Source organism: Xanthobacter pollutisoli, from assembly GCF_040044995.1.
In the GTDB taxonomy this organism is placed as follows: domain Bacteria; phylum Pseudomonadota; class Alphaproteobacteria; order Rhizobiales; family Xanthobacteraceae; genus Xanthobacter.
The window spans coordinates 187,134-208,689 of the sequence record NZ_JBDZDP010000008.1 but is presented as its reverse complement, the minus strand read 5'-3'; the positions used below and the strand labels follow the sequence as shown (position 1 = coordinate 208,689).

The window sequence follows — 21,556 nt, the reverse complement described above, 5'->3', positions numbered from 1 at the left end:
CTCAGTGCGCCGTTTCCGCCCCCAGCACCGCGCGCATCTCGCGCACGATGGTCCATTCCTCGTCGGTCGCAATCACATAGGCCTGCGGGCCCTCTCCGCGGGTGATGCGGGTGGCGCCGGCGCGGTTCGCCTCGGCATCGAGCTCGAAGCCGGCCCAGCGCAGGGCGCCGATCACCTCGGCCCGGGTCTCCGCGTCATTCTCGCCGATGCCGGCAGTGAAGACGAGGGCATCGATGCCGCCCAGCGCCGCCATCAGCGATCCGGTCTCTCGGGCGATGCGATAGACGAAAAGGTCGATGGCCCGGCGCGCGCCGGGATCGGCGTCGGCCGCCTCCCGCAGCACCCGCATGTCGTTGGAGAGGCCCGAGACGCCAAGCAGCCCGCATTGGGTGTAGAGAAAATGCTCCGCCTCGTCCGCGCTCATGCCCAGCTCGCGCTGGAGGTAGAAGACGACGCCCGCGTCGATGGCGCCGCTCCGCGTGCCCATCACCAGCCCGTCCAGCGCCGAGAAGCCCATGGTGGTGGCGATGGAGCGTCCGGCATCGTAGCCGCACAGGCTCGCCCCGTTGCCGAGGTGGGCCGCCACCACCCGCCCATGGGCGAGCCGTGGGTCGACCTTGGGGAATTGGCTCGCCAGATAGGCATAGGACAGGCCGTGGAAGCCGTAGCGCCGCACGCCCGCATCGGTGAGCGACTGGGGAATGGCGAACAACCGCGCCATCTCCGGCTGTGTGTGGTGGAAAGCGGTGTCGAATGCCGCCACCTGCGGCAGGCCCGGCACCCGGCGGGCGATGATGCGGATGGGCTCCAGGCTGCGCGGCTGGTGCAGCGGCGCCAGCGGGGAGAGGGTGTCGAGCTCGGCGATGATCTCCGGCGTCAGGCGCACCGCATGGGCGAAATGCGGGCCCCCATGCACCACCCGATGCCCCACGGCGGCCAGCTGGTGCCCGCCGCGGTGCGCGCCGAGCCAGTCGGACAGGTGGGCGAGCGCCTCCTCGAAGCCGAACGCCCCCTGCCCCGGCCAGCGCTCTTCCCCGGCCGGCGCGCCGTCGTGGTCCGTCACCCTGAAATGGGGATCGGTGCCGAGCCCCTCGAACAGCCCGCGATAGAGGCGGTTGGGCACGTCCGCCCCGTCGTCCAGGAACACCTGGAACTTCAGGCTCGAGGAGCCGGCATTGAGGACGAGATGCACACGCGACATGGCTGGACCTCCACCACCTAGACCTCCACAGCCTTGGCCGCCGCGCGCTGGGCTTCCGCCAGCAGGGCGGCGACGGCGCACGAGGCGAGGCGCGTGGTCTTGGTGTCGGCGCGGCTGGTGAGGATGATGGGCACGCGGGCGCCGAGCACGATGCCCGCGGCATCCGCCTCGGCGAGGAAGGTGAGACTCTTCGCCAGCATGTTGCCGGCCTCGAGGTCCGGCACCACCAGCACGTTGGCCCGCCCCGCCACCGGCGACTTGATGTGCTTGATGGCGGCGGAGCCGAGGTCGATGGCGTTGTCGAGGGCAAGCGGCCCGTCCACGATACCGCCGGTGATCTGGCCGCGATCGGCCATCTTGCACAGCGCCGCCGCCTCGATGGTGGACGGCACGCTCGGATTGACCGTCTCCATGGCCGAGAGGATCGCCACCCGCGCCTCGGGAAAGCTCAGGGCGTGGGCCAGATCGATGGCGTTCTGGACGATGTGCGCCTTGTCTTCCAGCGTGGGCGCGATGTTGATGGCCGCGTCGGTGATGATGAGCGGGTCGGGATGGCTCGGCACGTCCATGATGAAGCAGTGGCTGATGCGCCGCGCGGTGCGCAGGCCGGTGTCGCGGGCGACCACCGCGCTCATCAGTTCGTCGGTGTGCAGGCTCCCCTTCATGAGCGCGTCGGCCTCGCCGCAGCGCACCAGCGCGACCGCCTTGGCCGCCGCGTCATGGCTGTGCGCCGCCTCCACCTGCCGGAAGCCGGAAATATCGAGCCCCGTGGCCGCGGCCGCAGCGCGGATCTTGGCCGGCGGCCCCACCAGGATCGGCTCGATCAGCCCGAGCGCAGCCGCCTCGACGGCCGCGGCGAGGGAAACGTCATCGCAGGGATGGGCCACCGCCACCCGCAGCTTCGGCAGGGCCTGGGCCGCCACGATCAGCCGGTCGTATTTCGCATGCCGGCGGGGCTCGACGCGTGCGGCGGCGGAGACGGACATCGAGACTCTCCTTCTGGCGCCCGTGGCTCGACCCGCGAAGGCGTCCCGGCGCCGCGCGGTGAGGCGGGCGGGGCAAGGCTTCGGGCGGGGCGCGGACCCTCCCCTCTCTGGAACAGCACCGCTTCGGCTGCCATGAGGCAAATCAAGCCTGCGCGTTTGGCGGCTCAGCGGGGCACCGTGGGGGGATCCAGGAAAATCTTGGCCGAGAAAACCTTGGCCAGAAAAATCTTGGCGAGGAAAAGTCCGGCCGGACCGCGTGCGGGGATAAGCGGTCCGGCCGGCGCGGCCCGGGAGGTTTCGTGCAGCGCGTCATCATGGTCGGCCGGCGCGCGGTCCGCCGCATCCCCCGAATGAAGGACGGGGATTTGGAAACGCTCTGCGGTGTCAGGCGCGGTCGGCGCCGCCGATCACCTGGCGCAGCGACTTCTCGATCTGCCCCCCGCAATAGGCGTCGCCATACTGCTCGAAGGTCTTGTCCCGCAGCTTGGCGAGGGCGGGGATCTTCTGCATCCGGCGCGTCAAAGCGGCCGTGCGCGGCGCGGTGGTGTCCAGCTTGTCCTGGATCGCGGCAAAACGCTCGCCCATGGTCGACCACAGGGTGGCCGTGACGATATCGGCGACGCCGGGCTTGGCCGTGCCCAGCAGGTGGCCCTTGTCTTCCGCCAGGCCGTGACGCTCGCCCACCGCCTCGAAGATCGCCATCCACTGCTCGAGCCGCGGACCGAAGTCGCGCCAGCGCGCCTTGGTCCACATCTGCCGGCCGCCGTCGAGGGTCAATTCGTCGATGACGTCGTTGGCATCGGTGACCACCTTCACCGTCATGGCCCGCTGCACTGGATCGTCGGCGATGAGGCCGAGGCTCTCACCGAGATAAAGGGCGATGGCCGGCATCTGGGACAGGCTGACCTTGGCGGTGGTGTCGATGAGCACCGGCGGCCCCATGAAGGCGATGGGCTGGGCGCCGGGCGCCTGCTCCATGAGCCCGCCGATCTCGCCGGCGTCATGCTCGCTCCAGCTTTTGCGGGCGTAGGCCAGGATCGCGCGGATGAACTGTCCGCGGAACGGCACCGGCCAGTAATAGAGCTCATAGCGCGCCATGAAACCGCTCCGTCTTGCCGAGAAGGGGCCCTCGCAGGCCATCCGTGCCCAACGCCCGGACGGGCCGATGGTTCTCGCCGCGCCGCAGCTGGCAGCCCTTAAGGCTCGAAAGCGAAGACGCGCTTCCAGTCGGATTTCATGCTGATGACGTGCCAGCCGCGCGCCTTCGCCTCGTCATAGAGCCCCTGGGTGAAGGTGCCCACGTCCGATGCCGGCAGGCCCTGGGCCGGGCCGTAGGCCACCTCGCGGGCGCCGTCGTCGTGCAGCACCAGGGCGGCGAAGCGCAGGCCCTTGCCCGCCTTGGTGTATTCCAGCATCTGCCGGTCGCCCGTGGAATTGCCGAAGGCGGCGTAGGGGCGCTTGCCGATGACGAGGTGGATGCCCACCGGCTTGCCGCCGAACACGTCGTCGAAGAGCACGCTCGGCTGGAGGCGCAGCACCGGGCGGCCGGCGGCGTCATAGCCGAAGGCGATCGCATCGGCCGTGCCCACCACCTGCTCGGGCGGCACGCCGTAGAGCCGCTCGGCGTAGGACCGCACGAAATCCTGTCCGCCACCGGTGACGATATAGGTGCGGAATCCGTTGGCGCGCAGCAGCGCCATCACCTCCGTCATGGGGGCGTAGACCAGATCGGTCCGCAGACGGCCGAAGAGCGGATTGCGCGCGGTGGCGATCCAGGCCGCCGCATCGTCGCGGAGCGTGTCCACCGGCAGATTGTCGAGGGTGACGAACGAGATCTTGTTCATGTCGGGATAGGAGAGGGCGGCAAGCGCCGCCGGATCGCCGCCGATGGCCGTCTTGAACGGCTCCTCGTCCGCCAGAGAGGGATTGATCTGCGCCAGGGCGCGCACCCGGTCGGCGGCGAACGCCACCTCGGCATAGACCGGCTTCTCCACCCACAGGGTGCCGTCCTGGTCGAAGGTGGCGATGCGGTCGGCGGGCGGCACGAAGTCCGGACTGCCGGCAGTGGTGGTGGCGCGCACGAAGGCAAGGATGGCCGCCTTGGTCGGCCCCTCATTCCAGGACGGCAGAGGATCCGCCCCCTGCGCCAGCGCGGGCGTCGCAAGGCCGAGGGCGAACAGGGCGAGAAGGAGAAGGCTCCGGGCGATCCCGGCGCGGCGGTTTGGCTGCATGGTTTCCCCCGGCATCCGGCCCGGGCTGATCTCGGCCCCGGCGCTTTGCTCCGGGGCCATGTTGCCTGATTCGGCCGGATGCGGGAGCCGCCCTCACTCCAGAAACGAGAAGCCCATGGTGCGGGCATGATAATGCAACCCGCCGTCCTGCACGATGAGGAACAGCGCACGCGACGCGCCGCCATTGTGATGGGAGTGGGGCGCGCCGGGCGGCGTGACCAGCGTGGCCCATGGCGACCAGGGGCAGCGCGTGCCGTCCACCATGGAATGGCAGTCGTCGCCCTTCACGACCAGGGTGATGGCTGCCGAATTGTGCCGGTGCGCCCGCTGGCTCTCGCCGCCCGGCAGGGTGTTCAGCGACAGGGTGAGACTCGGCAGGATGTTGCGCGCCGCCGCCTGCGGCTCGGACGAGAAGATGAGGGCGATGCCCGAGGTCTGCCCGTTCTGCGAATGGTCGTAGATGATGTCGATCTGCCGGGCGATCTCCGCCGCGGGATAATGCACGATGCCCACCGGCCGGCGGGCGTCGTCGGGCGGAAGGGCGCCGTCCAGGGCAAGCTGCGGCTCGTTGGAGACCACCCACAGCACCATGCGCTCGGCGCCGGCGGTGATGCGGGCCGGCACGCCGGGCAGGAGGAAGACGTCGCCGTCCGCGACAGCGAGGTGCTCGCGCGCGGCGTCCACTTGTCCGGCTCCGGCGATCACGTACCAGATGGAGCCGGTCGCCCTGAGGTCGACGGTGAATGAAGCGCCGGCCTCCACCACCGCATAGCGCGCCAGCATCAGCGGCGTGGTGGCGGGAAAGGCGCAGGCCATGGCCTGCGATTGGTCGCACGGGATGAAGCCGGTGGTCGCCCCTTCCGCCAGCGCCCGTGCCGGCTCGGCGGTGAAGAGGGCGCTCGGCACGGGCGGCAGCTTGATGTTGAAGGCGTTGCCGGAATTGAAATAGCGCGCCCGCGCCTCGGCCGGGCTGGCGGGCGCTGCCGGCAGCTGGGCCGGCAGATCGGCCATGTCCGGCTTGGCGCCGGCAGGGCTGGGCGGGGGTGCGATCCGGCTCATGGGGCGTCCTTCGATGCGAGCAGCGCCGCCAGCACGTCGGTGAGCACCTGCGCGCCGGCGGCGACGTGCTCCGGCTCGGCGTGCTCGTGCTCGGCGTGGGAGACGCCGTCGCGGCAGGGAATGAAGATCATGGCGCTGGGGCACACCTTGGCGAGGTGGCGCGCATCATGGCCGGCGGCCGACAGGATGGGCATGGCCGGGATGTTGCGACGGCCGGCCGCCTCGCTGATGCGGTCCATCAGGCCGGCGTCGAAGCCGTTGGGCGGTGCATCCACAAGCGGGGTGATGGCGACCGCGCAGGGCGCCGCCTCCGCCGCGCAGATCGCCTCGAACCGCGCGCCGAGGGCATCGAGAGCGGCGCCATCGGGATGGCGCAGGTCCACCCGGAAGGTGACGCGCGCGGGCACCACGGACGGGGCATTGGGCTCCACCTGAAGGCGCCCCACGGTGAACATCACCGCATCGTCGTAGCCGCCGATCTCGGGATAGAAGCGATGCGCCATGCGGGAGAAGGCGGCAAGGGCGTCGCGCCGCTCGGCCATGGCGAGGGCGCCGGCATGGCCCGGCGCGCCCTCGATCTCGACCTCCCAGGTCTTCTTGCCCTGGATGCCGGTGACGATGCCGATGGTCTTGCCCCGCGCCTCCAGCACCGGCCCCTGCTCAATGTGCAGTTCCACATAGGCGGCGGCGGTGAAGCCGAGGGGCCGGCGCGGCACCTCGGCGAAGGCGGCGTGGAGCTGGTCCAGCGCCGCGCCCACGCTGATGCCGGCGGCATCGCGCACGGCCCGGATCTCCGCCAGCGAACGGTCGCCGGCGAAGGCTTCCGAGCCCATCATGCCGGGGGCGAAGCGGGCCCCCTCCTCGTTCATCCAGGCGACGACCACGAGGTCCCGCGTCCGCGGCGCCCCGGCGGCCTTCAGCGCCTGCGCCGCCTCCAGTGCCGCCAGCACCCCGGCCGCGCCGTCGAACTTGCCGCCGGTGGGCTGGGTGTCGAGATGGCTGCCGGCGAGCACCGGCGGCGCGGTACGGTCTTCTCCCGGCAAGGCGAGGAAGAGGTTGCCGGCGGCATCGCAGGACGGCTCCAACCCCTCCGCCTCGGCCCAGCCGATGACGAGGCCCCAGGCGTCGAGTTCGCCCTGCGTCAGGGCCTGCCGGTCCACCCCGCCCTTCGGCAAGGCGCCGATGGCCGCAAGGGCCATGAGGCGCCGCCACAGGCGGTCGGGATCGACGAGGGGGGCGCTCATCTTTGCCTCACGACGTCCGCATGATCTGGCCGGGGATGGCGCGCGGGTCGCGCTGCAGCCACTTTCCGGCCTCCACCTGGGCGATGAACTCGGCGAGCTGGGCGTTGAACAGCGCTGGCTCTTCCAGGTTCAGCGTATGGCCGGCCTTGGGGAAGACCGAGAGCCCGCAGGCGGGGATCGTCTTCTTCAGAAAGATGCCGGGCTGCAGGCAATGGTCGTCCTCATCGCCCACCATGACAAGTGTCGGCACCATCATCTGCTTCAGCCCCTCCTCCAGATCCCAGAACGAGGGCCGGCGCGCCTGGACGCCGCGCATGGTCATCGCGGCGCCCACGTCCGAATGGGCGGCGAGGCGGTCGGCGAACGTGCGCCAGCCGCGCGGATCCTTCGTCTCGAACTGCACCCGGCTCGCGCCCAGCGCATAGATCTTGGAGAATTCCTTCGCGCCGAGCTTCTCGAAATTCTCCGCCACGGCGAGGGAGACGCCGCGGAAATACTCCTCATGCTCCTTCTCGCAGCCGTAGCCGGCGCCGGCCACGGTGAGGGAGAGCGCCCGCTCGGGCGTGCGCAGGCCGAAATGGACCGTGCAGAAGCCGCCCATGGAGAGGCCTACGATGTGCGCCTTGTCGATGCCGAGACCGTCCAGCACCGCGACCGCATCGTCCGCCGCGATGGCCTGCGAATAGGCCTCCACGTCGGTGGGGATGTCGGAGGGGGCATAGCCGCGCGCCGCGTAGGTGATGCAGCGGTGGCGGCGGGCGAAGAACCGCATCTGCGGCTCCCAGCTCATGTGGTTGCCGCCGAACTCATGGATGAAGAGGATCGGCGTGCCCTGCCCCGCCTCCTCCACATGGAGCTTCACGCCGTCCTTGGCGGAGATCTTGTGGGTGGCGGTGAGGTCTTGGTAGGTCATGGCGGGATCCTCAGAACTGCGCCGGCACGTCGTTCAGCGTGCGGGCCTCGGCCACGAGCGCCGGCAGCAGCTCCACGAAGCGGTCGGCCCACGCCTCCGGCACCGAGGTGGAGACCTTGACGAAGCGGTCGCCGAAGCGGGCGGTGTGGTAGGTGCCCTGGCGGATCATCAGGTCCTTGCGGCGGGCCGCCTCCACCAGCGCCTCGGGGCGGATGCCGGCCGCCTGCGTCTCGATCACGAGGAAATTGCCGTGGGAGGGATAGACCGGCACGCTCAGGCCTTCGATGGCGAGGGCCGCGTCATGGATCTTCGCCTTGTTGGCGCGGTCGATGCGGCGGACGCTCTCCATCCACTGCGGCTTCACCTTCAGCCCCGCCTCCGCCGCCCGCTGGGCGACCACGCTGGCGCCGAGGACGGAGGTGGTGCGGGTCGAGCAGGCGTCGAGCAGCTCCGGCGCGCCCACCAGAGCGCCGATGCGCATGCCGGCAAGGCCCAGCCACTTGGAGAAGGAGAGCGAGACCAGCGCGCGATCGGGCGCCGCCAGCAGCGCGGGATAATGGCCGTCGGCGAAGTCGCGATAGGTGCAGTCGTGCACCAGCAGCGCGCCGCAATCCCGGGCGATCTCGCAGAACGCCTCGATCTCCTCGCGGGTATAGCGGATGCCCAGCGGATTGTTGGGGTCCACCAGATAGATAATGGCGGTGCGCTCATCCACGTGGGCCTTCAGCGCCTCGGGGGTGAGGCGGTAGTTCACCGCGGGATCGTAGATGGGGATCTCGATCACCTCGGCGCCCATCTGGGTGGCGAACAGGCAGGGCCACTTCCAGGTGGGATCGGTGGTGACGAAGGTGGTGCCCGGCCGGCAATGGGCACGGCAGACGAGAGCCAGCGCATTCACCCCGCCCTCGGTGACGAGGGCTTCCGCGCCCGGCGTGCCAAGATCCTCCACGATGGCGGCGCGCAGCGCCTCGAAGCCCAGCGGGGGCGCATAGGCATTGTATTCCTGCGCGCGGATCGAGGCGATCATCGCCTCCTCCACCGCCGGATGGGCGGGGATGTGGTTGGTGTTCTGCCCCATCCACATGAGGCCGGGGGTGGAGAAAAGCTTATCGAAATAGCGGTTGCGCAGCCGGGCGGAGGACATGAAGTCGGTTTCCTCGAAAGGGGGGCCGGCGCCTGCGGAAGCGGCGCCGGCGAACAGTGCGTCAGATGACCGAGCCGCGGGCCGCGATGCCGCCGTCGATGGTGACGATGGTGCCGGTGATGTAGCCGGCGCGGGGCGAGGCGAGGAAGGCGACGAGGTCCGCCACCTCCTGCGTCGAGGCGGGGCGCTTGCCGGGATATTTGTCGAACAGCTCCTCCCAGCGATCCTCGGCGCCGAGCATGTCGATGGCCTTGCGCTTCATGATCTTGATCATGCGGTCCGTCGCGACCGGGCCGGGATTGACGCCCACCACGCGCACCCCGTCGTTGAGGCTCGCGCCGCCCAGCGCCTTGGTGAAGCTCATGAGCGCGGCATTGCCGGTGGAGCCGGCGATGTAGCTCGCATCCCAGTTCTCGCCGGAATTGCCGATGACGTTGACGATGACGCCATCCTTGCCGCGCATGCGCGTGTAATAGGCGCGCGACAGGGTAATGTAGCCGAACACTTTCAGGTCGAACCCGCGCCGCCAGGCGGCGTCGTCCACCACCTCGAGGGAGCCGGCGGGGATGTCGCCGGCGTTGTTCACGAGAATGTCCACGTCGCCCACGTCGGCGACAAGCTGCTCCATGGCCGCGGTGGAGGAGAGATCCACCGCATAGATCGCGACCTTGACCCCGTGGGCCGCCTCGATCTCCGCCTTGGCGGCAGCCAGCGCCTCGCCATTGCGGGCGGCGAGATGCAGATGGCAGCCCTCGGCGGCAAGAACGCGAGCGGTTTCAAGCCCGATCCCCTTTGAAGCGCCGGTGATGAGGGCGGTCTTGTCGTGCAGGTCGAGATTCAAGTTTGCATCTCCGCTGGGGCAGGTGGCGGCAGATTGAGCCGCCAGATTGGATATACAAATTCAAGCAATATGCATACCAAGAAATACGCGAGACCGCGGCCCACGTCACCCGTAGGCCGCCAGGAAGTCCAGAAGATCGTCTCCCAGAAGGTTCACATGGTCCCGCATGGCGCGATGGGCGGCCTCGTCGTCATGCGTGCGGATGGCCGCGATCACGTCGCCATGCTCCTTTAAAGTCTTGGGAATTCGGGACGGACGGTGGGTGACCCGGCGGCGATAGGCGGCCACCTGGTTGCGCAGGCGGCGGGTCTGGTCGGCCAGGAAGCCGTTGCACGAGGCCTCATAGATCGCCTCGTGGAAGTCCTGATTCACATCGTAGAAGAGATCGACATCGCCGGAGGAGGCAACCTCTTCAAGACGCTTGTGAATTTCGTCCATCCGCCGAAGCTGGGCGGGACTTGCGCGGCGGGCGGCGAGGCGGGCGCACAGGCCCTCCAGTTCCGCCATGACCTGAAACATCTCGACGAGGATCTGCGCGGATATGGTGCGCACCACGGCGCCCTGCCGGCCACGCAGCTCCACCAGATGGCTTGCCGCGAGCAGGCGGAAGGCCTCGCGCACGGGCGTGCGGGAAACGCCGAATTGCTCTGCGATTTCCTGCTCGTCGAGCTTGGATCCCGGCTCCAGCCGGCCGGCCGAAATATCCGCTTCAAGAGACCGGCGGATCCGGTCGGCGAGCGTTTCTCCCGGCACCGTGGCGCGCCCGTTCTGGTCAGTCGGCAGGCAGGTGCTGCCTTCTTGTGCACCCATGATAGCCATTTGCATTCCTGAAATTGCAGCTCAGTATACATATGGGTCGCATCCGACCTCGCGGGAAGATGCATGAACGCTGTCCGTTCCGTCACCTTCACCAGTTGAAGCCGTCGCCGCACCCGATAGAGTGTCCAAGCAAGAAGTGTGGCATGTCGATTGCTAGCAGGGAAGCCATGACCACCCTCGTTTCGCATGCGCCATGGGGCGCTCATTATACAAGCACGATTGAAGCAGGTGCTCCGGCTTTGCCATCATCCCCCAGCGACGATGCCCAGATCCTCGACCTGCGCGGCGTCACCAAGACCTTCGGAGCGACGCGCGCCCTCGACGGCTTCACCGCGACCATAGAGAAGGGCGAGTTCGTCACCGTGGTCGGCCCGTCCGGCTGCGGCAAGAGCACGCTTTTCAACATCGTCGCCGGCCTCGAGGAGCCGGACGCCGGCAGCGCGCTCAGATTCGAGGGCAAGAGCGTCCATGCGGCGGACCTGCTCGGCCGCGTCTCCTTCATGCCCCAGCGCGACCTGCTGCTGCCCTGGCGCACGGTGATCGACAACGCCATCCTCGCCCTGGAGGTAGAAGGCGCCCCGCGCCGGGAGGCCCGCGCGCTGGCCGAGAAGATGCTCCCCGAATTTGGCCTTGCCGGCTTCGGCCAGCAGTATCCGCACCAGCTGTCCGGCGGCATGCGCCAGCGGGTGGCGCTGATGCGCACCTTCCTGTTCAAGCGCGACCTGATGCTCCTCGACGAGCCCTTCGGCGCGCTGGACGCCCTGACCCGCACCATGATGCAGCGCTGGCTGCTGGACGTGTGGCAGAAGCACCAGCGCACCATCCTGTTCATCACCCACGATGTGGACGAGGCGCTGTTCCTGGGCGACCGGGTGGTGGTGATGAGCGCCCGTCCGGGCCGGGTCAAGCTGACCCAGAAGGTGGACCTGCCGCGCCCGCGCCCGGCGGAGATCGTCATCTCTCCCGAATTCATCCAGCTCAAGCGCACGCTGCTGGAGGCCATCGAGGAGGAAGCCATGAAATCCTTCACCTCGGAGGGCAAGTGATGGCCACTCAAGTGATGCCCACTCAAGTGATGGCCGCCGCGCTCGCGAAGATGCCTGCCGGGATGGATGCCGCCGAGTGGGAGGCGCGCGTCGCGCTCGCCGCCTGCTATCGCATGGTGGCGAAGCTCGGCCTCGACGACCTCATCTACAACCACATCTCCCTGCGCGTGCCCGGGCATGAGGGGCAGTTCTTGCTCAATCCCTACGGCCTGCTGTTCGACGAGATCACGGCGACGAGCCTGGTGAAGATCGACACCGAGGGCCGCAAGCTCGAGGACACCCCTTACGAGATCAACCTCGCCGCCTTCGTCATCCACGCCGCCATCCACAAGACCTCCCACGATGCCGCCTGCGTGCTGCACACCCATTCGGATGCCAGCGTCGCCGTCTCGGGGCAGGAGGAGGGGCTGCTGCCACTCAGCCAGTTCGCCATGCGCTTCTACCGGCGCCAGGCGTTCCACGACTATGAAGGCGTCGCCATCGACATGGACGAGCAGGCGCGCCTCGTCTCCGACCTCGGCCCCCACAAGGTGATGCTGATGCGCAACCACGGCATCCTCACCGTGGGCCGCACGCCGGGCGAGGCCTTCATGCTGCTCTATTATTTCGAGCGGGCGGCGCGCATCCAGCTCGCCATGCAGGCGGCCTGCGCCTCCGGCGTGAAGCTGGTGATGCCGCCCCACGAGGTGTGCGAGAAGGCGGCCCGCCAGTTCTGGGAGATGCAGGGCGACATCCTCGTCCCCGGCGAGCGCGAATGGCCGGCCCTGATGCGCCAGCTCGATCGCGCCGATCCCTCCTACCGCACCTGAACGACAAGCCTTCCAGCGGAGACCAAGACATGATCCCTCGCCGAACCTTCCTTTCCAGCCTTGCGGCCGGCGCCGCGCTCCTCTCCACCGCCGTCGGCGCCCTGCCGGCGCTCGCGGCTGACCCGGTGCCCGCCACGCTGCGCCTCAAGTGGCTGCCGCAGGCCCAGTTCGCCGGCTTCTACGTCGCGGTGGCCAAGGGCTACTACAAGGCGGAGGGCATCGACCTCACCATCAATCCGGGCGGCCCCAACATCCTGGCGGAAAACCTCGTCGCCACCGGCGCCGACACCTTCGGCCTCTCGGGCGGCCTCGACAGCGTGTTCGCCGCCCGCGACAAGGGCCTGCCGGTGGTGTGCGTGGGCATCGCCCACCAGCTCACCCCCTTCGTCTTCGTGGTGCGCACGGACGGCCCCATCAAGTCCATCCAGGACTTCAAGGGCAAGAAGGTGACGACCTGGTTCACCGGCGCCAACCATGTGCTGAAGGCGATGCTCACCAAGGCGGGCGTGGACCCGGCGCTGGTGGACATCCAGCCCCAGCAGGTCAGCGTGACGCCCTTCGTGGACGGGCAGATCGATGTGGTCACCGCCACCCGCTACAACGAGTACTACACGATCAAGACCCGCATGGGCGAAGAGAAGCTCCGCACCTTCGTGGCCGAGGATTCCGGCGTCACCTTCCCGCGTGACACGCTGATCGTCTCCGAGACCACCGCCAAGGAGAAGCCGGAGATGGTGAAGGGCTTCCTGCGCGCCACCATCAAGGGCTGGCAGGATGCCTTCAAGGATCCCAAGGGCGCCATCGACACGGTGATGAAGGTCGCCCCGACCCTTGATCGCGCCCATCAGGAATTCATGCTCACCGAGGTCCAGAAGCTGATGACCGCTGGCAAGGTGAAGGAGGACGGCCTGTTCTGGATCGACATGGACGCGGTGAAGATCACCCAGCAGCTCTTCCTCGACGCCAAGGTCATCGCCAAGCCCGTCGACCTCGACGCCACCTTCAACCGCTCCTTCCTCGAGGCGATCCCCGTGGCGGAACGCCGTCCGTGAGCGCAACCGCGTTCCAGTCCCCGGCCGCACGGCCGGGGACCTCCTCTTTCGTGCGGCCGCTGCTGCGTGGCGTGCGCTCCCTCGCCATCCTCCTCGCCGTGCTGCTGGCGGCCGAAGGGCTCATCGTGCTGTTCGGCGTGAAGCCGTGGTACGTGCCGCGCCCGAGCCTCGTGCTCAACGCCATCCTCGCGACGCCCGAGCCCTACGTGCAGGGCTTCCTGCGCACCCTCGCCGAAACCCTCATGGGCTTCGTCTCCGGCGCGCTCTTCGGCATCGCCATCGCCATCGTGTTCTTCCGGGCGCGGGTGCTGCGCGAACTGATCTTTCCGGTCTTCGTGGTGTCCCAGACCATTCCCGTCATCGCCTTCGGCGCCCTGGTGGTGCTGTGGTTCGGCAACACGCTCCTCGCCAAGGCGGCCATCTCCTTCTACCTCACCTTCTTCCCGGTCACGGTGAACGCCCTGCTGGGCCTTGAGAGCGTGGACACGCGACAGGAAGCGCTGATGCGCTCCTTCGGCGCGAGCCGCTTCCAGCTGCTCACCCGGCTGCAGCTGCCGGCGGCGTTGCCGCAGATCTTCGTGGCGTTGCGTCTCGCATCGGCCCTGTCGCTGGTGGGCGCCATCGTCGGCGAGTGGTTCGGCGACACGGTGGGCCTCGGCGTGCTTCTGCTGCAGGGCATGTACAACGAGAACGTGGTGGGCATCTGGGCGGCGATCGCCATGTGCGCGCTCTTGGGCACCGGCTTCTACGCCGTGGTCGCCGCCGCCGAGCGCGCCCTGGTGTTCTGGGGGGCCGAGCAATGAACCAGACCGTCGCTCCGGCCCGCTCCGGGCGTTTCGCCGCCGGCTTTTCCCGCGCCACCCTGCGCGGCGCGCTCGGCATGGTTCTGCTGGTCGCCCTGTGGGAGGGCCTTGCCCGCGGCCTCGCCCTGCCGGCCTATACGCTGCCGTCGGTCAGCGCCATCCTCTCCAGCATCTTCGAGCATCGCCAGTCGCTGTTGGCGGCCGGCGCCTACACCTTCGCCGAGGCGCTGATGGGCTATGCCATCGGTGCGCTGGTGGGCGTGGGGCTGGCCGTGGTCATCACCCTCGTGCCGGTGACGCGCAACGCCATCGTGCCGGTGGCGACCTCCATCAATTCGGTGCCGGTGGTGGCCTGGTCGCCGCTGATCCTGCTGTGGTTCGGCATCGGCATGCCGTCCAAGGTCGTGATGGTGGCGCTCGCCGTCTCCTTCACCGTCTTCCTGTCGGCGCTGGCCGGCCTCGACCGGGTGGACCGGCGCTCGGTGGACCTCATGCGCTCCTTCGGGGCGGGACGGCTCGCCATCCTGTTCCGCCTCCGGCTTCCCACCGCGCTGCCGCTGATCGCGGCGGGTCTGCGGGTCTCCACCGTGCGCGCCATCATCGTGGCCATCGTCACCGAGATGCTCGGCGCCTATGACGGCCTCGGCTGGGTGATCTACCAGGCGGTGCTCCAGGTGGATTTCGTGCGGGTCTGGTCGGCCATCTTCGTCGCCTCCGCCGCGAGCCTCGCCTTCTTCGGCCTGGTCGGCTTCGCCGAGCGGCGGCTGGTGTTCTGGAAGTAGAGAATCATGACCCGCAAGATGCATTTCGGCCTGTTCCTGCTGGGAACGGGAAGCCACATCGCCGGCTGGCGCACGCCGGGCGCCATCGACACCTTCCAGGACATCGCCAGGGTGAAGGAGATCGCGGCCATCGCCGAGCGCGGTCTGTTCGACCTCATCTTCATGGGCGACAACCTCAACGCCGACCCGGCCGCCCACCCCTCCTACACCGCGCGGCTCGAACCGCTGACGCTGCTTTCCGCCATCGCGGGAGCGACGACGCACATCGGCCTCGGCGGCACCGTCTCCACCACCTATTCCGATCCCTATACCGTCGCCCGCGCCTTCGCCTCGCTGGATCATATCTCGGGCGGGCGCGCCGTGTGGAACGCGGTCACCACCGCCGCCCCGGCGGCCGCGGCAAACTTCGGCACCGTCCACCCGGACCATTCCAAGCGCTACGAGATCGCCGGCGAGTTCCTCGACGTGGTGAAGGGCCTGTGGGACTGCTGGGCGGACGACGCCATCGTCGCCGACCGCAAGAGCGGCCTCTATATCGACCCCGCCAAGGTGAAGCCGCTCGACCATGACGGCCCGTTCTTCAAGGTGAAGGGGCCGCTCAACATCTCCCGCGCGCCGCAGGGCCACCCCATCATCTCGCAGGCCGGCGGCTCCGAGTCGGGCCAGATGCTCGCCGCGCGCACCGCCGACATCGTCTTCGCCGTGGTGCAGGACCTCGCCGAGGCGCAGGCCGGCTACAAGGCGCTCAAGGACCGCCTGCCCGCCTTCGGGCGCCGGCCGCAGGATGTCACCGTGCTGCCCGGCGTGATGCCGGTGGTGGGACGCACGGCGAAGGAGGCGCGCGAGAAGCTCGCCGACCTCATGCAGTTCGTCGATGCAAAGAACGCCCTCGGCATGCTCTCCGAGCGCTTCGGCACCGACATGAGCCGCTACGACCTCGACGGGCCCATCCCCGACCTGCCGGAGGCCGACACCTACAAGTCGTTCACCGGCGTCATGCTGGCCAAGGCGAAGCGCGAGGGCGGCACGCTGCGCGACGTCTACAACATGGTGGCGGCCGCCCGCGGCCACTGGGTGCTGGTGGGCTCGGCGGAGGAGGTCGCGGACACGCTTCAGCTCTGGTTCGAGAGCGGCGCTGCGGACGGCTTCAACGTGATGCCGCCCTATTTCCCCGGCGCCTTCGACGATTTCGTCGATCTGGTCATCCCCATCCTCCAGACGCGCGGCCTGTTCCGCACCGCCTATGAAGGCCCGACGCTGCGCGACCTGTTGGGGCTGTCCCGCCCGGCCAACCCCAACTTCTGACGCCGCACCACCGGAGCGCGCTTTCCTCCATCGGGCGGATGGGCCAAGAGGGACCCGACCGACCCAGGATGCCCATGCCCGCCAGCCCTGCCCCGCCGCCCGCCCCGAAGCCCCGCCTGCCCCTCGGCCGCTGGCTCATGGCGCTGTCCATCGGACTGTGGCTGGTCATTATCGTGCTTTCGCTGCTGCCGGGAGAGGAGCGGCCGCACACCGGCTTCTCCGGCAATGTGGAGCATTTCGTCGCCTATGCCGGCACGGCGGGCATCACCGCCCTCGGCTTCGCCGGGCCGGCGGTGTCCGCCATCGTGCTCGGCTTTTCCGCCGCGTCGGGGCTTTTCGAGATCGCGCAGCTGTTCATCCCCGGCCGCACGTCGGGGCTCGACAACTGGTTCGCCAGCACGCTCGGCGCCCTGGCCGGCGCCCTCGCCGCACGCCGGGTGGCGGCGCCGCTTCTCGCCTTGTGGTTCGCCCGGCGCTAGGCGCCGGGGCCCGCGCCCTTAGTGGGTCACCGGGTGGTGCATCTTGTCGCCGGCGGTGGCGCCGACGGATTCCACCTGGAACTGCACCGGCACTTTCCCCGCCTTGGCGAAGGTGAGGGTGGCGTCCACCATCATGCCTTCCTTCAGCGGCTGCTTGAGGCCGAAGAACATGAGGTGGAACGACGCCGGCTTCAGCACCAGCGCGTCGCCGGGGGGAATGGGAAGCCCCTCCTTCAGCGGCTGCATGCGCATCACGCCATTGGTCACGGTCATCTCGTGCAGCTCGACGCGGGTGGCGAAGGGGGCACTGGCGGACACCAGGCGGTCGGGCGCGGCGCCGGCGTTCTGGATCACCATGTAGCCCGCCGCCACGTCGGCGCCGAGGGGCGTCGCCCGCGCCCAGGGGTGGTCGATCAGCAGGTCGCCGACCTTGTATTCGTGCGCCAGCAGCCGCTGCGCCGAGAGCAGCAGGAGGCACAGAGCGAACAGCGTGGCGGCGAGCACCTCCTCGCGATAGAGGCGGGCGAGGATGCGGCGGGGGCGGATCGGGCGAGCGGGACGGGATCTGAGCATCTTCTTCTCCTTGCGCCTCTGGCCGTCGGCGGCTTGAGGCCGGACGGACGGGGCGATTTCCTGCGGTCTGTGGCCGCTCATGTCACGGAATGGATCGCCCGGCGGATCATGGCGATCAATGCCGTCAGCCGAGAGGCGATGCCCGGGCCCGGGGACCCGGCCGGTGCTCCCCCGCCCTTCCCGCTTCCAATGTGATGGCATGGTGCGCCGGCTGCGCGCGCAGCGCCGGCGGTGCGTAGCGGACATCGGGCGGTGGCGCGGCGGCCGCGAGGGCGCAGGCGTGCCGGCAGGAATCGGGAAAGTCCGGGGCATGGCCGCCCGGGTCGGCGGCGGCGTCCGTGGCGGCGCCCGCAGCGGGCAGGCAGAGGTCGGACGGCACCGACGCGGCGAGAGCAGCGCTCGCCAGCGCGGACAGCATCAACTGCGCCACCAGCACATAGGCCAGCAGGATCGAAACCGTCAGCCGAGAGGCGGAGCGGGCGGCAACCATGATGGACGCCCCAGTCAGCGCAACCGCGCGCGGTGGAGATAGTGCCACCGCGCGCCCGCGCCGCAAGGGCCGGGCGATGCGGCAAGAGGCAGCGCCGGGGCCGTACGGAGAGGCGGATCTTCGTCCGTCCTCGCCCGTCCCGGCGCCTCTTCAGCCCCCTTCCCGCACCGTTTCGCAGCCTGGACCGGCGCCGCCCCCGCGCGGCGCCGGTCCAGGATCTCACTTCATGGTGGGCATCACGAAGTCGGCACCCGCGCGGATGCCGGTGGGCCAGCGGGTGGTGATGGTCTTCAGCCGCGTGTAGAAGCGCACGCCCTCCGGCCCATGCATGTGATGGTCGCCGAACAGCGAGGCCTTCCAGCCGCCGAAGGAGTGGAACGCCATGGGCACCGGGATCGGCACGTTGATGCCCACCATGCCCACCTTGATGCGGTGCGCGAACTCGCGGGCGGCATCGCCGTCGCGGGTGAAGATGGCGGTGCCGTTGCCGAACTCGTGGGTGTTGATGAGATCGGCGGCGGTGTCGTAGCTGTCGGCGCGCACCACGGAGAGGACGGGTCCGAAGATCTCCTCCTTGTAGATGCGCATGTCCGGCGTCACGTGATCGAACAGGGTGCCGCCGATGAAATAGCCGTCCTCATAGCCCTGAAGCTTGAGGCCGCGGCCGTCCACCACCAGCTTGGCGCCTTCCGCGACGCCCTCGTCGACGTAGCCCGACACCTTGTCGAGGTGCTGCTTGGTCACGAGCGGGCCCATCTCCGCCTCCGGATCGGTGCCGGGGCCGACCTTGAGCGCGCGCACCCGCGGCTCGAGCTTCGCCATCAGCGCCTCGGCGGTGGCTTCGCCCACCGGCACGGCGACGGAGATCGCCATGCAGCGCTCGCCGGCCGAGCCGTAGGCGGCGCCCATGAGGGCGTCCACGGCCTGGTCCATGTCCGCGTCGGGCATGACGATCATGTGGTTCTTGGCGCCGCCCAGCGCCTGGCAGCGCTTTCCGGTACGCGCAGCGGTCTCATAGATGTAGCGGGCGATGGGGGTGGAGCCGACGAAGCTGATGGCCTGGATGTCCGGGTCGTTCAGCAGCGCGTCCACTGCGGTCTTGTCGCCGTGGATGACGGTGAACACGCCGTCCGGCAGGCCGGCTTCCTTCAGCCACTGGGCGAGCAGCAGCGAGGCGGAGGGATCGCGCTCGGACGGCTTCAGGATGAAGCAGTTGCCGCAGGCGAGCGCCACCGGGAACATCCACATGGGCACCATGGCCGGGAAGTTGAACGGCGTGATGCCGGCGACGACGCCGAGCGGCTGGCGCACCGCGTGGCTGTCGATGCGGGTACCTACATCCTCGGTGATCTCGCCCTTCAGCAGCTGGGGGGCGGCGGTGGCGAACTCGACCACTTCCATGCCGCGCTGCACCTCGCCCTTGGCGTCGGAGAACACCTTGCCGTGCTCGGCGCTCACCACCTCGGCGATCTCGTCCACCCGCTCTTCCAGGATGCGCAGGAAGGCGTTGAGGATGCGCGCGCGGCGCAGCGGCGTGGTGGCGGCCCAGCCGGGGGCGGCCTTGCTGGCGATCTCCACCGCCGCGCGCACCTCGGCGGCGGAGGCAAGCGGAACCTCGCCGGTCTGGGCGCCGGTGGCGGGATTATAGACTGGAGCGGTGCGGCCGCTGGTGCCGGCGACGAGCTTGCCGCCGATGAAATGAGAAATCTCGTTGGGCATGATGCGCCTCCCGTTGGTGTTGTCTCCGTGATGGCGCTTCAAATGGTGCGCAGCAATGCTATTGTCCGAGCATCTGTTGTGCGGAAATTATAGCTCGTGGACCTCGCCCTCGATTGGGATCACCTGCGCGTCTTCCTCGCCGTGGCCCGCCATGGCCAGCTGCTGGCGGCGGCGCGGCAGCTCTCCCTCAACCACGCCACCATCGCCCGCCGGCTCGACGCGTTGGAGGCCTCCCTCGGCAGTCCCCTGTTCGACCGCCGTCCCACCGGCTGCGTCCTCACCCAGGCGGGCGAGCGGCTGCTGCCGGCGGCGGAGCGGGTGGAGGCGGAGATGCTGGGCATCGCCGAGCGCTTCCGAAAGGAAGAAGCGGAGGTGTCCGGCACCGTGCGCATCGGCGCGCCGGACGGGCTCGGTAACTATTTCCTCGCCGCGGAGCTGGGGCGCCTCGCCCTGCTCCATCCCCATCTGGTGGTGGAGCTGGTGCCGCTGCCGCGCACCTTCTCCCTCTCCCGGCGCGAGGCGGACCTCGCCATCGTGCTCGACCGGCCCACCGAAGGCCGGCTCACCGTGGCGCGCCTCACCGATTACACGCTGGGGGCCTATGCCGCGGCGAGCTACATCGCCGCCCATGGCGCGCCGGAGAGCGCGGCGGACCTTGCCGGCCGGCGGGTGGTGACGGGGGTGGAAGACCTCGCCTATGCCTCGGCGCTGGATTATTCCGGCGTGCTGGAGAAGCACGGCGGCCAGCCCTTCCGCTGCGCCAGCGTCACCGGCCAGATGGAAGCGGTGCGCGCGGGCGCCGGCATCGGCGTCCTGCACGATTTCGCCGCCGCTTATTATGGGGATGCGCTGGTGCGCATCCTGCCGCGCATCGCCTTCCGGCGGAGCTATTTCCTGCTCGCCCATCCCGACACGGTGGAGGTACGCCGCATCGCCACCGTCCGCGCCTTCCTCGCCCGCCGCTTCCGCGAGGAGCGCGCCCGCTTCATCTGCGAATGAACCGGCCACGGTCCGCCCGCACGGCGGCGGTGATGGCATCGAGCACCGCCCGCACGCGGGCGAGATGGCTGAGATCGTCGTGCACGGACAGCCAATAGCTGCGGGTCAGGCGCACGTCCTCCTCCAGCAGCGCCACTAGCGTGTCCTGCGACGCGGCGAGGAAGGCGGGGAGCACGCCCAGCGCCGCCCCGCTCAGCACCGCATTCACCTGGGCGATGACGCTGGTGGAACGGATCACCGGCTTCAGCTCCACCCCCGGCCCGAGCTGGGAGAAATCGAGGGCCCGGGTGAAGAGGAGCTCGGGAATATAGCCGGCCAGCACGTGGTCCCTCAGCGCGTCCACCGCCTGCGGCCGGCCGCGCCGGCTGAAATAGGCTTCGGTGCCATAGAGCATCAGGGAATAGTCGGTGAGCTTCCGCACCCGCACCTGCCCGGCGATGGGCCGATCCAGCGTGATGGCAATGTCCACCTCCCGGCTCGCCAGCGAATAGGAGCGCGGCAGGGCCACCAGCTCCGTCTCCAGCCTCGGATTGTCGGCGGAGAGCGCGGCGAGCCGCGCCGCCAGATAGCCCACCCCCAGCCCCTCCGGCGCGCCCACGCGCACCCGCCCGGTGGGCTGGCGCTCGCCCTCGCCGAGGCCGGTGATCTTGCGCAGCACGAGGGATTCCATCTCCTCCGCCGCCTGCGCCAGCTTCTGCCCCTCTTCGGTGATGAGGGTGCGCCGCCCGGCACGGGTCACGAGGGGGGCGCCCACCTCCCGCTCCAGCCGCGCGACGCGCCGGCCCACCGTGGTATCGTCCAGCCCCAGAGCGCGCCCGGCGCCCGCCATGCGCCCGGTGCGCGCCAGCTGGAGGAAGATGCGCAGGTCGTCCCAATCCATGGCAAAGCGATGTCCCTGATCGCGCTGAGGGCATTCCTGCAAATTTGCAGGACAGATCGGAGATTATCGTCCTTGCATGCAGAAATCCAAGCTGGGATGACCGCACAACAGGCCGAACGGCCACACTGAGCACGCGGGCGATCCGCCGGTCGCATTCCGGCCCGGTCGCGCGCGTGAGGGA

22 protein-coding genes are annotated in these 21,556 nt (G+C 69.3%); 8 read left to right on the top strand and 14 right to left on the bottom strand.

The genetic code is table 11. The annotated features are described in order from the left end of the window. Nucleotide 1 precedes the first annotated feature (1 nt). The 10 genes from ABLE93_RS16915 to ABLE93_RS16870 all read right to left on the bottom strand — a co-directional run bounded on the left by ABLE93_RS16915 (nucleotide 2) and on the right by ABLE93_RS16870 (nucleotide 10,438). A complete protein-coding gene (locus ABLE93_RS16915) occupies nucleotides 2-1,201 on the bottom strand; it encodes an acetate/propionate family kinase (RefSeq protein ID WP_348841020.1) in 1,200 nt (399 codons plus the stop codon). 17 nt (nucleotides 1,202-1,218) lie between these two features. Next, nucleotides 1,219-2,187 carry a phosphate acetyltransferase gene (locus ABLE93_RS16910; protein ID WP_348841019.1) on the bottom strand — a complete coding sequence of 323 codons (969 nt, stop codon included), beginning with the start codon at nucleotides 2,185-2,187 and terminating at the stop codon, nucleotides 1,219-1,221. A gap of 384 nt (nucleotides 2,188-2,571) precedes the next feature. After that, on the bottom strand, nucleotides 2,572-3,285 hold the full coding sequence (gst, locus tag ABLE93_RS16905) for a glutathione transferase, Atu5508 family (protein ID WP_348841018.1): 714 nt from the start codon (nucleotides 3,283-3,285) through the stop codon (nucleotides 2,572-2,574). Nucleotides 3,286-3,383: 98 nt separating this feature from the next. Further along, nucleotides 3,384-4,418 carry an HAD family hydrolase gene (locus tag ABLE93_RS16900; protein WP_348841017.1) on the bottom strand — a complete coding sequence of 345 codons (1,035 nt, stop codon included), beginning with the start codon at nucleotides 4,416-4,418 and terminating at the stop codon, nucleotides 3,384-3,386. 93 nt (nucleotides 4,419-4,511) lie between these two features. Next, nucleotides 4,512-5,477: a cupin domain-containing protein gene (locus ABLE93_RS16895; protein WP_348841016.1), complete on the bottom strand. Its 966-nt coding sequence runs from the start codon at nucleotides 5,475-5,477 to the stop codon at nucleotides 4,512-4,514. Beyond that, nucleotides 5,474-6,721: a hydantoinase/carbamoylase family amidase gene (locus tag ABLE93_RS16890; protein WP_348841015.1), complete on the bottom strand. Its 1,248-nt coding sequence runs from the start codon at nucleotides 6,719-6,721 to the stop codon at nucleotides 5,474-5,476. Before ABLE93_RS16890 ends, ABLE93_RS16895 begins: the two co-directional genes overlap by 4 nt. 7 nt (nucleotides 6,722-6,728) lie before the next feature. Continuing rightward, nucleotides 6,729-7,634 (bottom strand): alpha/beta fold hydrolase, encoded by a 906-nt coding sequence (locus ABLE93_RS16885; RefSeq protein ID WP_348841014.1) that lies wholly within the window; start codon nucleotides 7,632-7,634, stop codon nucleotides 6,729-6,731. Between the two features lie 10 nt (nucleotides 7,635-7,644). Then, nucleotides 7,645-8,778 carry a pyridoxal phosphate-dependent aminotransferase gene (locus tag ABLE93_RS16880; RefSeq protein ID WP_348841013.1) on the bottom strand — a complete coding sequence of 378 codons (1,134 nt, stop codon included), beginning with the start codon at nucleotides 8,776-8,778 and terminating at the stop codon, nucleotides 7,645-7,647. Between the two features lie 61 nt (nucleotides 8,779-8,839). After that, nucleotides 8,840-9,619, bottom strand: a complete 780-nt coding sequence (locus tag ABLE93_RS16875) for an SDR family oxidoreductase (RefSeq protein ID WP_348841012.1) — start codon at nucleotides 9,617-9,619, stop codon at nucleotides 8,840-8,842. Nucleotides 9,620-9,724: 105 nt separating this feature from the next. Beyond that, nucleotides 9,725-10,438, bottom strand: coding sequence for a GntR family transcriptional regulator (locus tag ABLE93_RS16870; RefSeq protein ID WP_348841011.1), 714 nt, complete (start codon nucleotides 10,436-10,438; stop codon nucleotides 9,725-9,727). 239 nt (nucleotides 10,439-10,677) lie between these two features. Here ABLE93_RS16870 and ABLE93_RS16865 point away from each other — a divergent pair, with 239 nt between their 5' ends. The 7 genes from ABLE93_RS16865 to ABLE93_RS16835 all read left to right on the top strand — a co-directional run bounded on the left by ABLE93_RS16865 (nucleotide 10,678) and on the right by ABLE93_RS16835 (nucleotide 16,714). Beyond that, nucleotides 10,678-11,484: an ABC transporter ATP-binding protein gene (locus ABLE93_RS16865; RefSeq protein ID WP_348841010.1), complete on the top strand. Its 807-nt coding sequence runs from the start codon at nucleotides 10,678-10,680 to the stop codon at nucleotides 11,482-11,484. Continuing rightward, nucleotides 11,484-12,293: a class II aldolase/adducin family protein gene (locus ABLE93_RS16860; RefSeq protein WP_348841009.1), complete on the top strand. Its 810-nt coding sequence runs from the start codon at nucleotides 11,484-11,486 to the stop codon at nucleotides 12,291-12,293. Before ABLE93_RS16865 ends, ABLE93_RS16860 begins: the two co-directional genes overlap by 1 nt. A gap of 29 nt (nucleotides 12,294-12,322) precedes the next feature. Beyond that, on the top strand, nucleotides 12,323-13,345 hold the full coding sequence (locus ABLE93_RS16855; protein WP_348841008.1) for an ABC transporter substrate-binding protein: 1,023 nt from the start codon (nucleotides 12,323-12,325) through the stop codon (nucleotides 13,343-13,345). Continuing rightward, the gene (locus tag ABLE93_RS16850; protein WP_348841007.1) at nucleotides 13,342-14,148 is read left to right on the top strand and encodes an ABC transporter permease; all 807 of its coding nucleotides are present in this window, start codon (nucleotides 13,342-13,344) and stop codon (nucleotides 14,146-14,148) included. Before ABLE93_RS16855 ends, ABLE93_RS16850 begins: the two co-directional genes overlap by 4 nt. Continuing rightward, nucleotides 14,145-14,930, top strand: a complete 786-nt coding sequence (locus ABLE93_RS16845) for an ABC transporter permease (protein ID WP_348841006.1) — start codon at nucleotides 14,145-14,147, stop codon at nucleotides 14,928-14,930. Before ABLE93_RS16850 ends, ABLE93_RS16845 begins: the two co-directional genes overlap by 4 nt. Before the next feature lie 6 nt (nucleotides 14,931-14,936). Beyond that, complete coding sequence (locus tag ABLE93_RS16840) at nucleotides 14,937-16,235, top strand: LLM class flavin-dependent oxidoreductase (protein WP_348841005.1); 1,299 nt, start codon at nucleotides 14,937-14,939, stop codon at nucleotides 16,233-16,235. 74 nt (nucleotides 16,236-16,309) lie between these two features. Next, nucleotides 16,310-16,714, top strand: a complete 405-nt coding sequence (locus tag ABLE93_RS16835; RefSeq protein ID WP_348841004.1) for a VanZ family protein — start codon at nucleotides 16,310-16,312, stop codon at nucleotides 16,712-16,714. 18 nt (nucleotides 16,715-16,732) lie between these two features. Here the strand turns inward: ABLE93_RS16835 and ABLE93_RS16830 are convergent, their stop codons facing one another. The 3 genes from ABLE93_RS16830 to ABLE93_RS16820 all read right to left on the bottom strand — a co-directional run bounded on the left by ABLE93_RS16830 (nucleotide 16,733) and on the right by ABLE93_RS16820 (nucleotide 19,496). Further along, a complete protein-coding gene (locus ABLE93_RS16830) occupies nucleotides 16,733-17,287 on the bottom strand; it encodes a copper chaperone PCu(A)C (protein ID WP_348841003.1) in 555 nt (184 codons plus the stop codon). Nucleotides 17,288-17,411: 124 nt separating this feature from the next. Beyond that, a complete protein-coding gene (locus ABLE93_RS16825) occupies nucleotides 17,412-17,777 on the bottom strand; it encodes a hypothetical protein (RefSeq protein ID WP_348841002.1) in 366 nt (121 codons plus the stop codon). A gap of 219 nt (nucleotides 17,778-17,996) precedes the next feature. Continuing rightward, nucleotides 17,997-19,496 carry a CoA-acylating methylmalonate-semialdehyde dehydrogenase gene (locus ABLE93_RS16820; RefSeq protein WP_348841001.1) on the bottom strand — a complete coding sequence of 500 codons (1,500 nt, stop codon included), beginning with the start codon at nucleotides 19,494-19,496 and terminating at the stop codon, nucleotides 17,997-17,999. Between the two features lie 96 nt (nucleotides 19,497-19,592). Between ABLE93_RS16820 and ABLE93_RS16815 the strand changes: the two genes are divergently transcribed. After that, entirely contained in the window at nucleotides 19,593-20,495 is a 903-nt protein-coding gene (locus ABLE93_RS16815) for a LysR family transcriptional regulator (RefSeq protein WP_348841000.1), read from the top strand. On the opposite strand, the gene ABLE93_RS16810 is transcribed toward ABLE93_RS16815, so the two are convergent. Beyond that, on the bottom strand, nucleotides 20,482-21,375 hold the full coding sequence (locus ABLE93_RS16810) for a LysR family transcriptional regulator (RefSeq protein WP_348840999.1): 894 nt from the start codon (nucleotides 21,373-21,375) through the stop codon (nucleotides 20,482-20,484). The two genes, ABLE93_RS16815 and ABLE93_RS16810, sit on opposite strands and share 14 nt — an antisense overlap. Nucleotides 21,376-21,556: the final 181 nt, after the last annotated feature.

Bases quoted from the DNA above. Each gene is read 5' to 3' on its own strand.
- ABLE93_RS16915 (WP_348841020.1), bottom strand. From the start codon at position 1,201: ATGTCGCGTGTGCATCTCGTCCTCAATGCCGGCTCCTCGAGCCTGAAG.
- ABLE93_RS16910 (WP_348841019.1), bottom strand. From the start codon at position 2,187: ATGTCCGTCTCCGCCGCCGCACGCGTCGAGCCCCGCCGGCATGCGAAA.
- gst (WP_348841018.1), bottom strand. From the start codon at position 3,285: ATGGCGCGCTATGAGCTCTATTACTGGCCGGTGCCGTTCCGCGGACAG.
- ABLE93_RS16900 (WP_348841017.1), bottom strand. From the start codon at position 4,418: ATGCAGCCAAACCGCCGCGCCGGGATCGCCCGGAGCCTTCTCCTTCTC.
- ABLE93_RS16895 (WP_348841016.1), bottom strand. From the start codon at position 5,477: ATGAGCCGGATCGCACCCCCGCCCAGCCCTGCCGGCGCCAAGCCGGAC.
- ABLE93_RS16890 (WP_348841015.1), bottom strand. From the start codon at position 6,721: ATGAGCGCCCCCCTCGTCGATCCCGACCGCCTGTGGCGGCGCCTCATG.
- ABLE93_RS16885 (WP_348841014.1), bottom strand. From the start codon at position 7,634: ATGACCTACCAAGACCTCACCGCCACCCACAAGATCTCCGCCAAGGAC.
- ABLE93_RS16880 (WP_348841013.1), bottom strand. From the start codon at position 8,778: ATGTCCTCCGCCCGGCTGCGCAACCGCTATTTCGATAAGCTTTTCTCC.
- ABLE93_RS16870 (WP_348841011.1), bottom strand. From the start codon at position 10,438: ATGGCTATCATGGGTGCACAAGAAGGCAGCACCTGCCTGCCGACTGAC.
- ABLE93_RS16860 (WP_348841009.1), top strand. From the start codon at position 11,484: ATGGCCACTCAAGTGATGCCCACTCAAGTGATGGCCGCCGCGCTCGCG.
- ABLE93_RS16855 (WP_348841008.1), top strand. From the start codon at position 12,323: ATGATCCCTCGCCGAACCTTCCTTTCCAGCCTTGCGGCCGGCGCCGCG.
- ABLE93_RS16845 (WP_348841006.1), top strand. From the start codon at position 14,145: ATGAACCAGACCGTCGCTCCGGCCCGCTCCGGGCGTTTCGCCGCCGGC.
- ABLE93_RS16840 (WP_348841005.1), top strand. From the start codon at position 14,937: ATGACCCGCAAGATGCATTTCGGCCTGTTCCTGCTGGGAACGGGAAGC.
- ABLE93_RS16835 (WP_348841004.1), top strand. From the start codon at position 16,310: ATGCCCGCCAGCCCTGCCCCGCCGCCCGCCCCGAAGCCCCGCCTGCCC.
- ABLE93_RS16830 (WP_348841003.1), bottom strand. From the start codon at position 17,287: ATGCTCAGATCCCGTCCCGCTCGCCCGATCCGCCCCCGCCGCATCCTC.
- ABLE93_RS16825 (WP_348841002.1), bottom strand. From the start codon at position 17,777: ATGGTTGCCGCCCGCTCCGCCTCTCGGCTGACGGTTTCGATCCTGCTG.
- ABLE93_RS16820 (WP_348841001.1), bottom strand. From the start codon at position 19,496: ATGCCCAACGAGATTTCTCATTTCATCGGCGGCAAGCTCGTCGCCGGC.
- ABLE93_RS16810 (WP_348840999.1), bottom strand. From the start codon at position 21,375: ATGGATTGGGACGACCTGCGCATCTTCCTCCAGCTGGCGCGCACCGGG.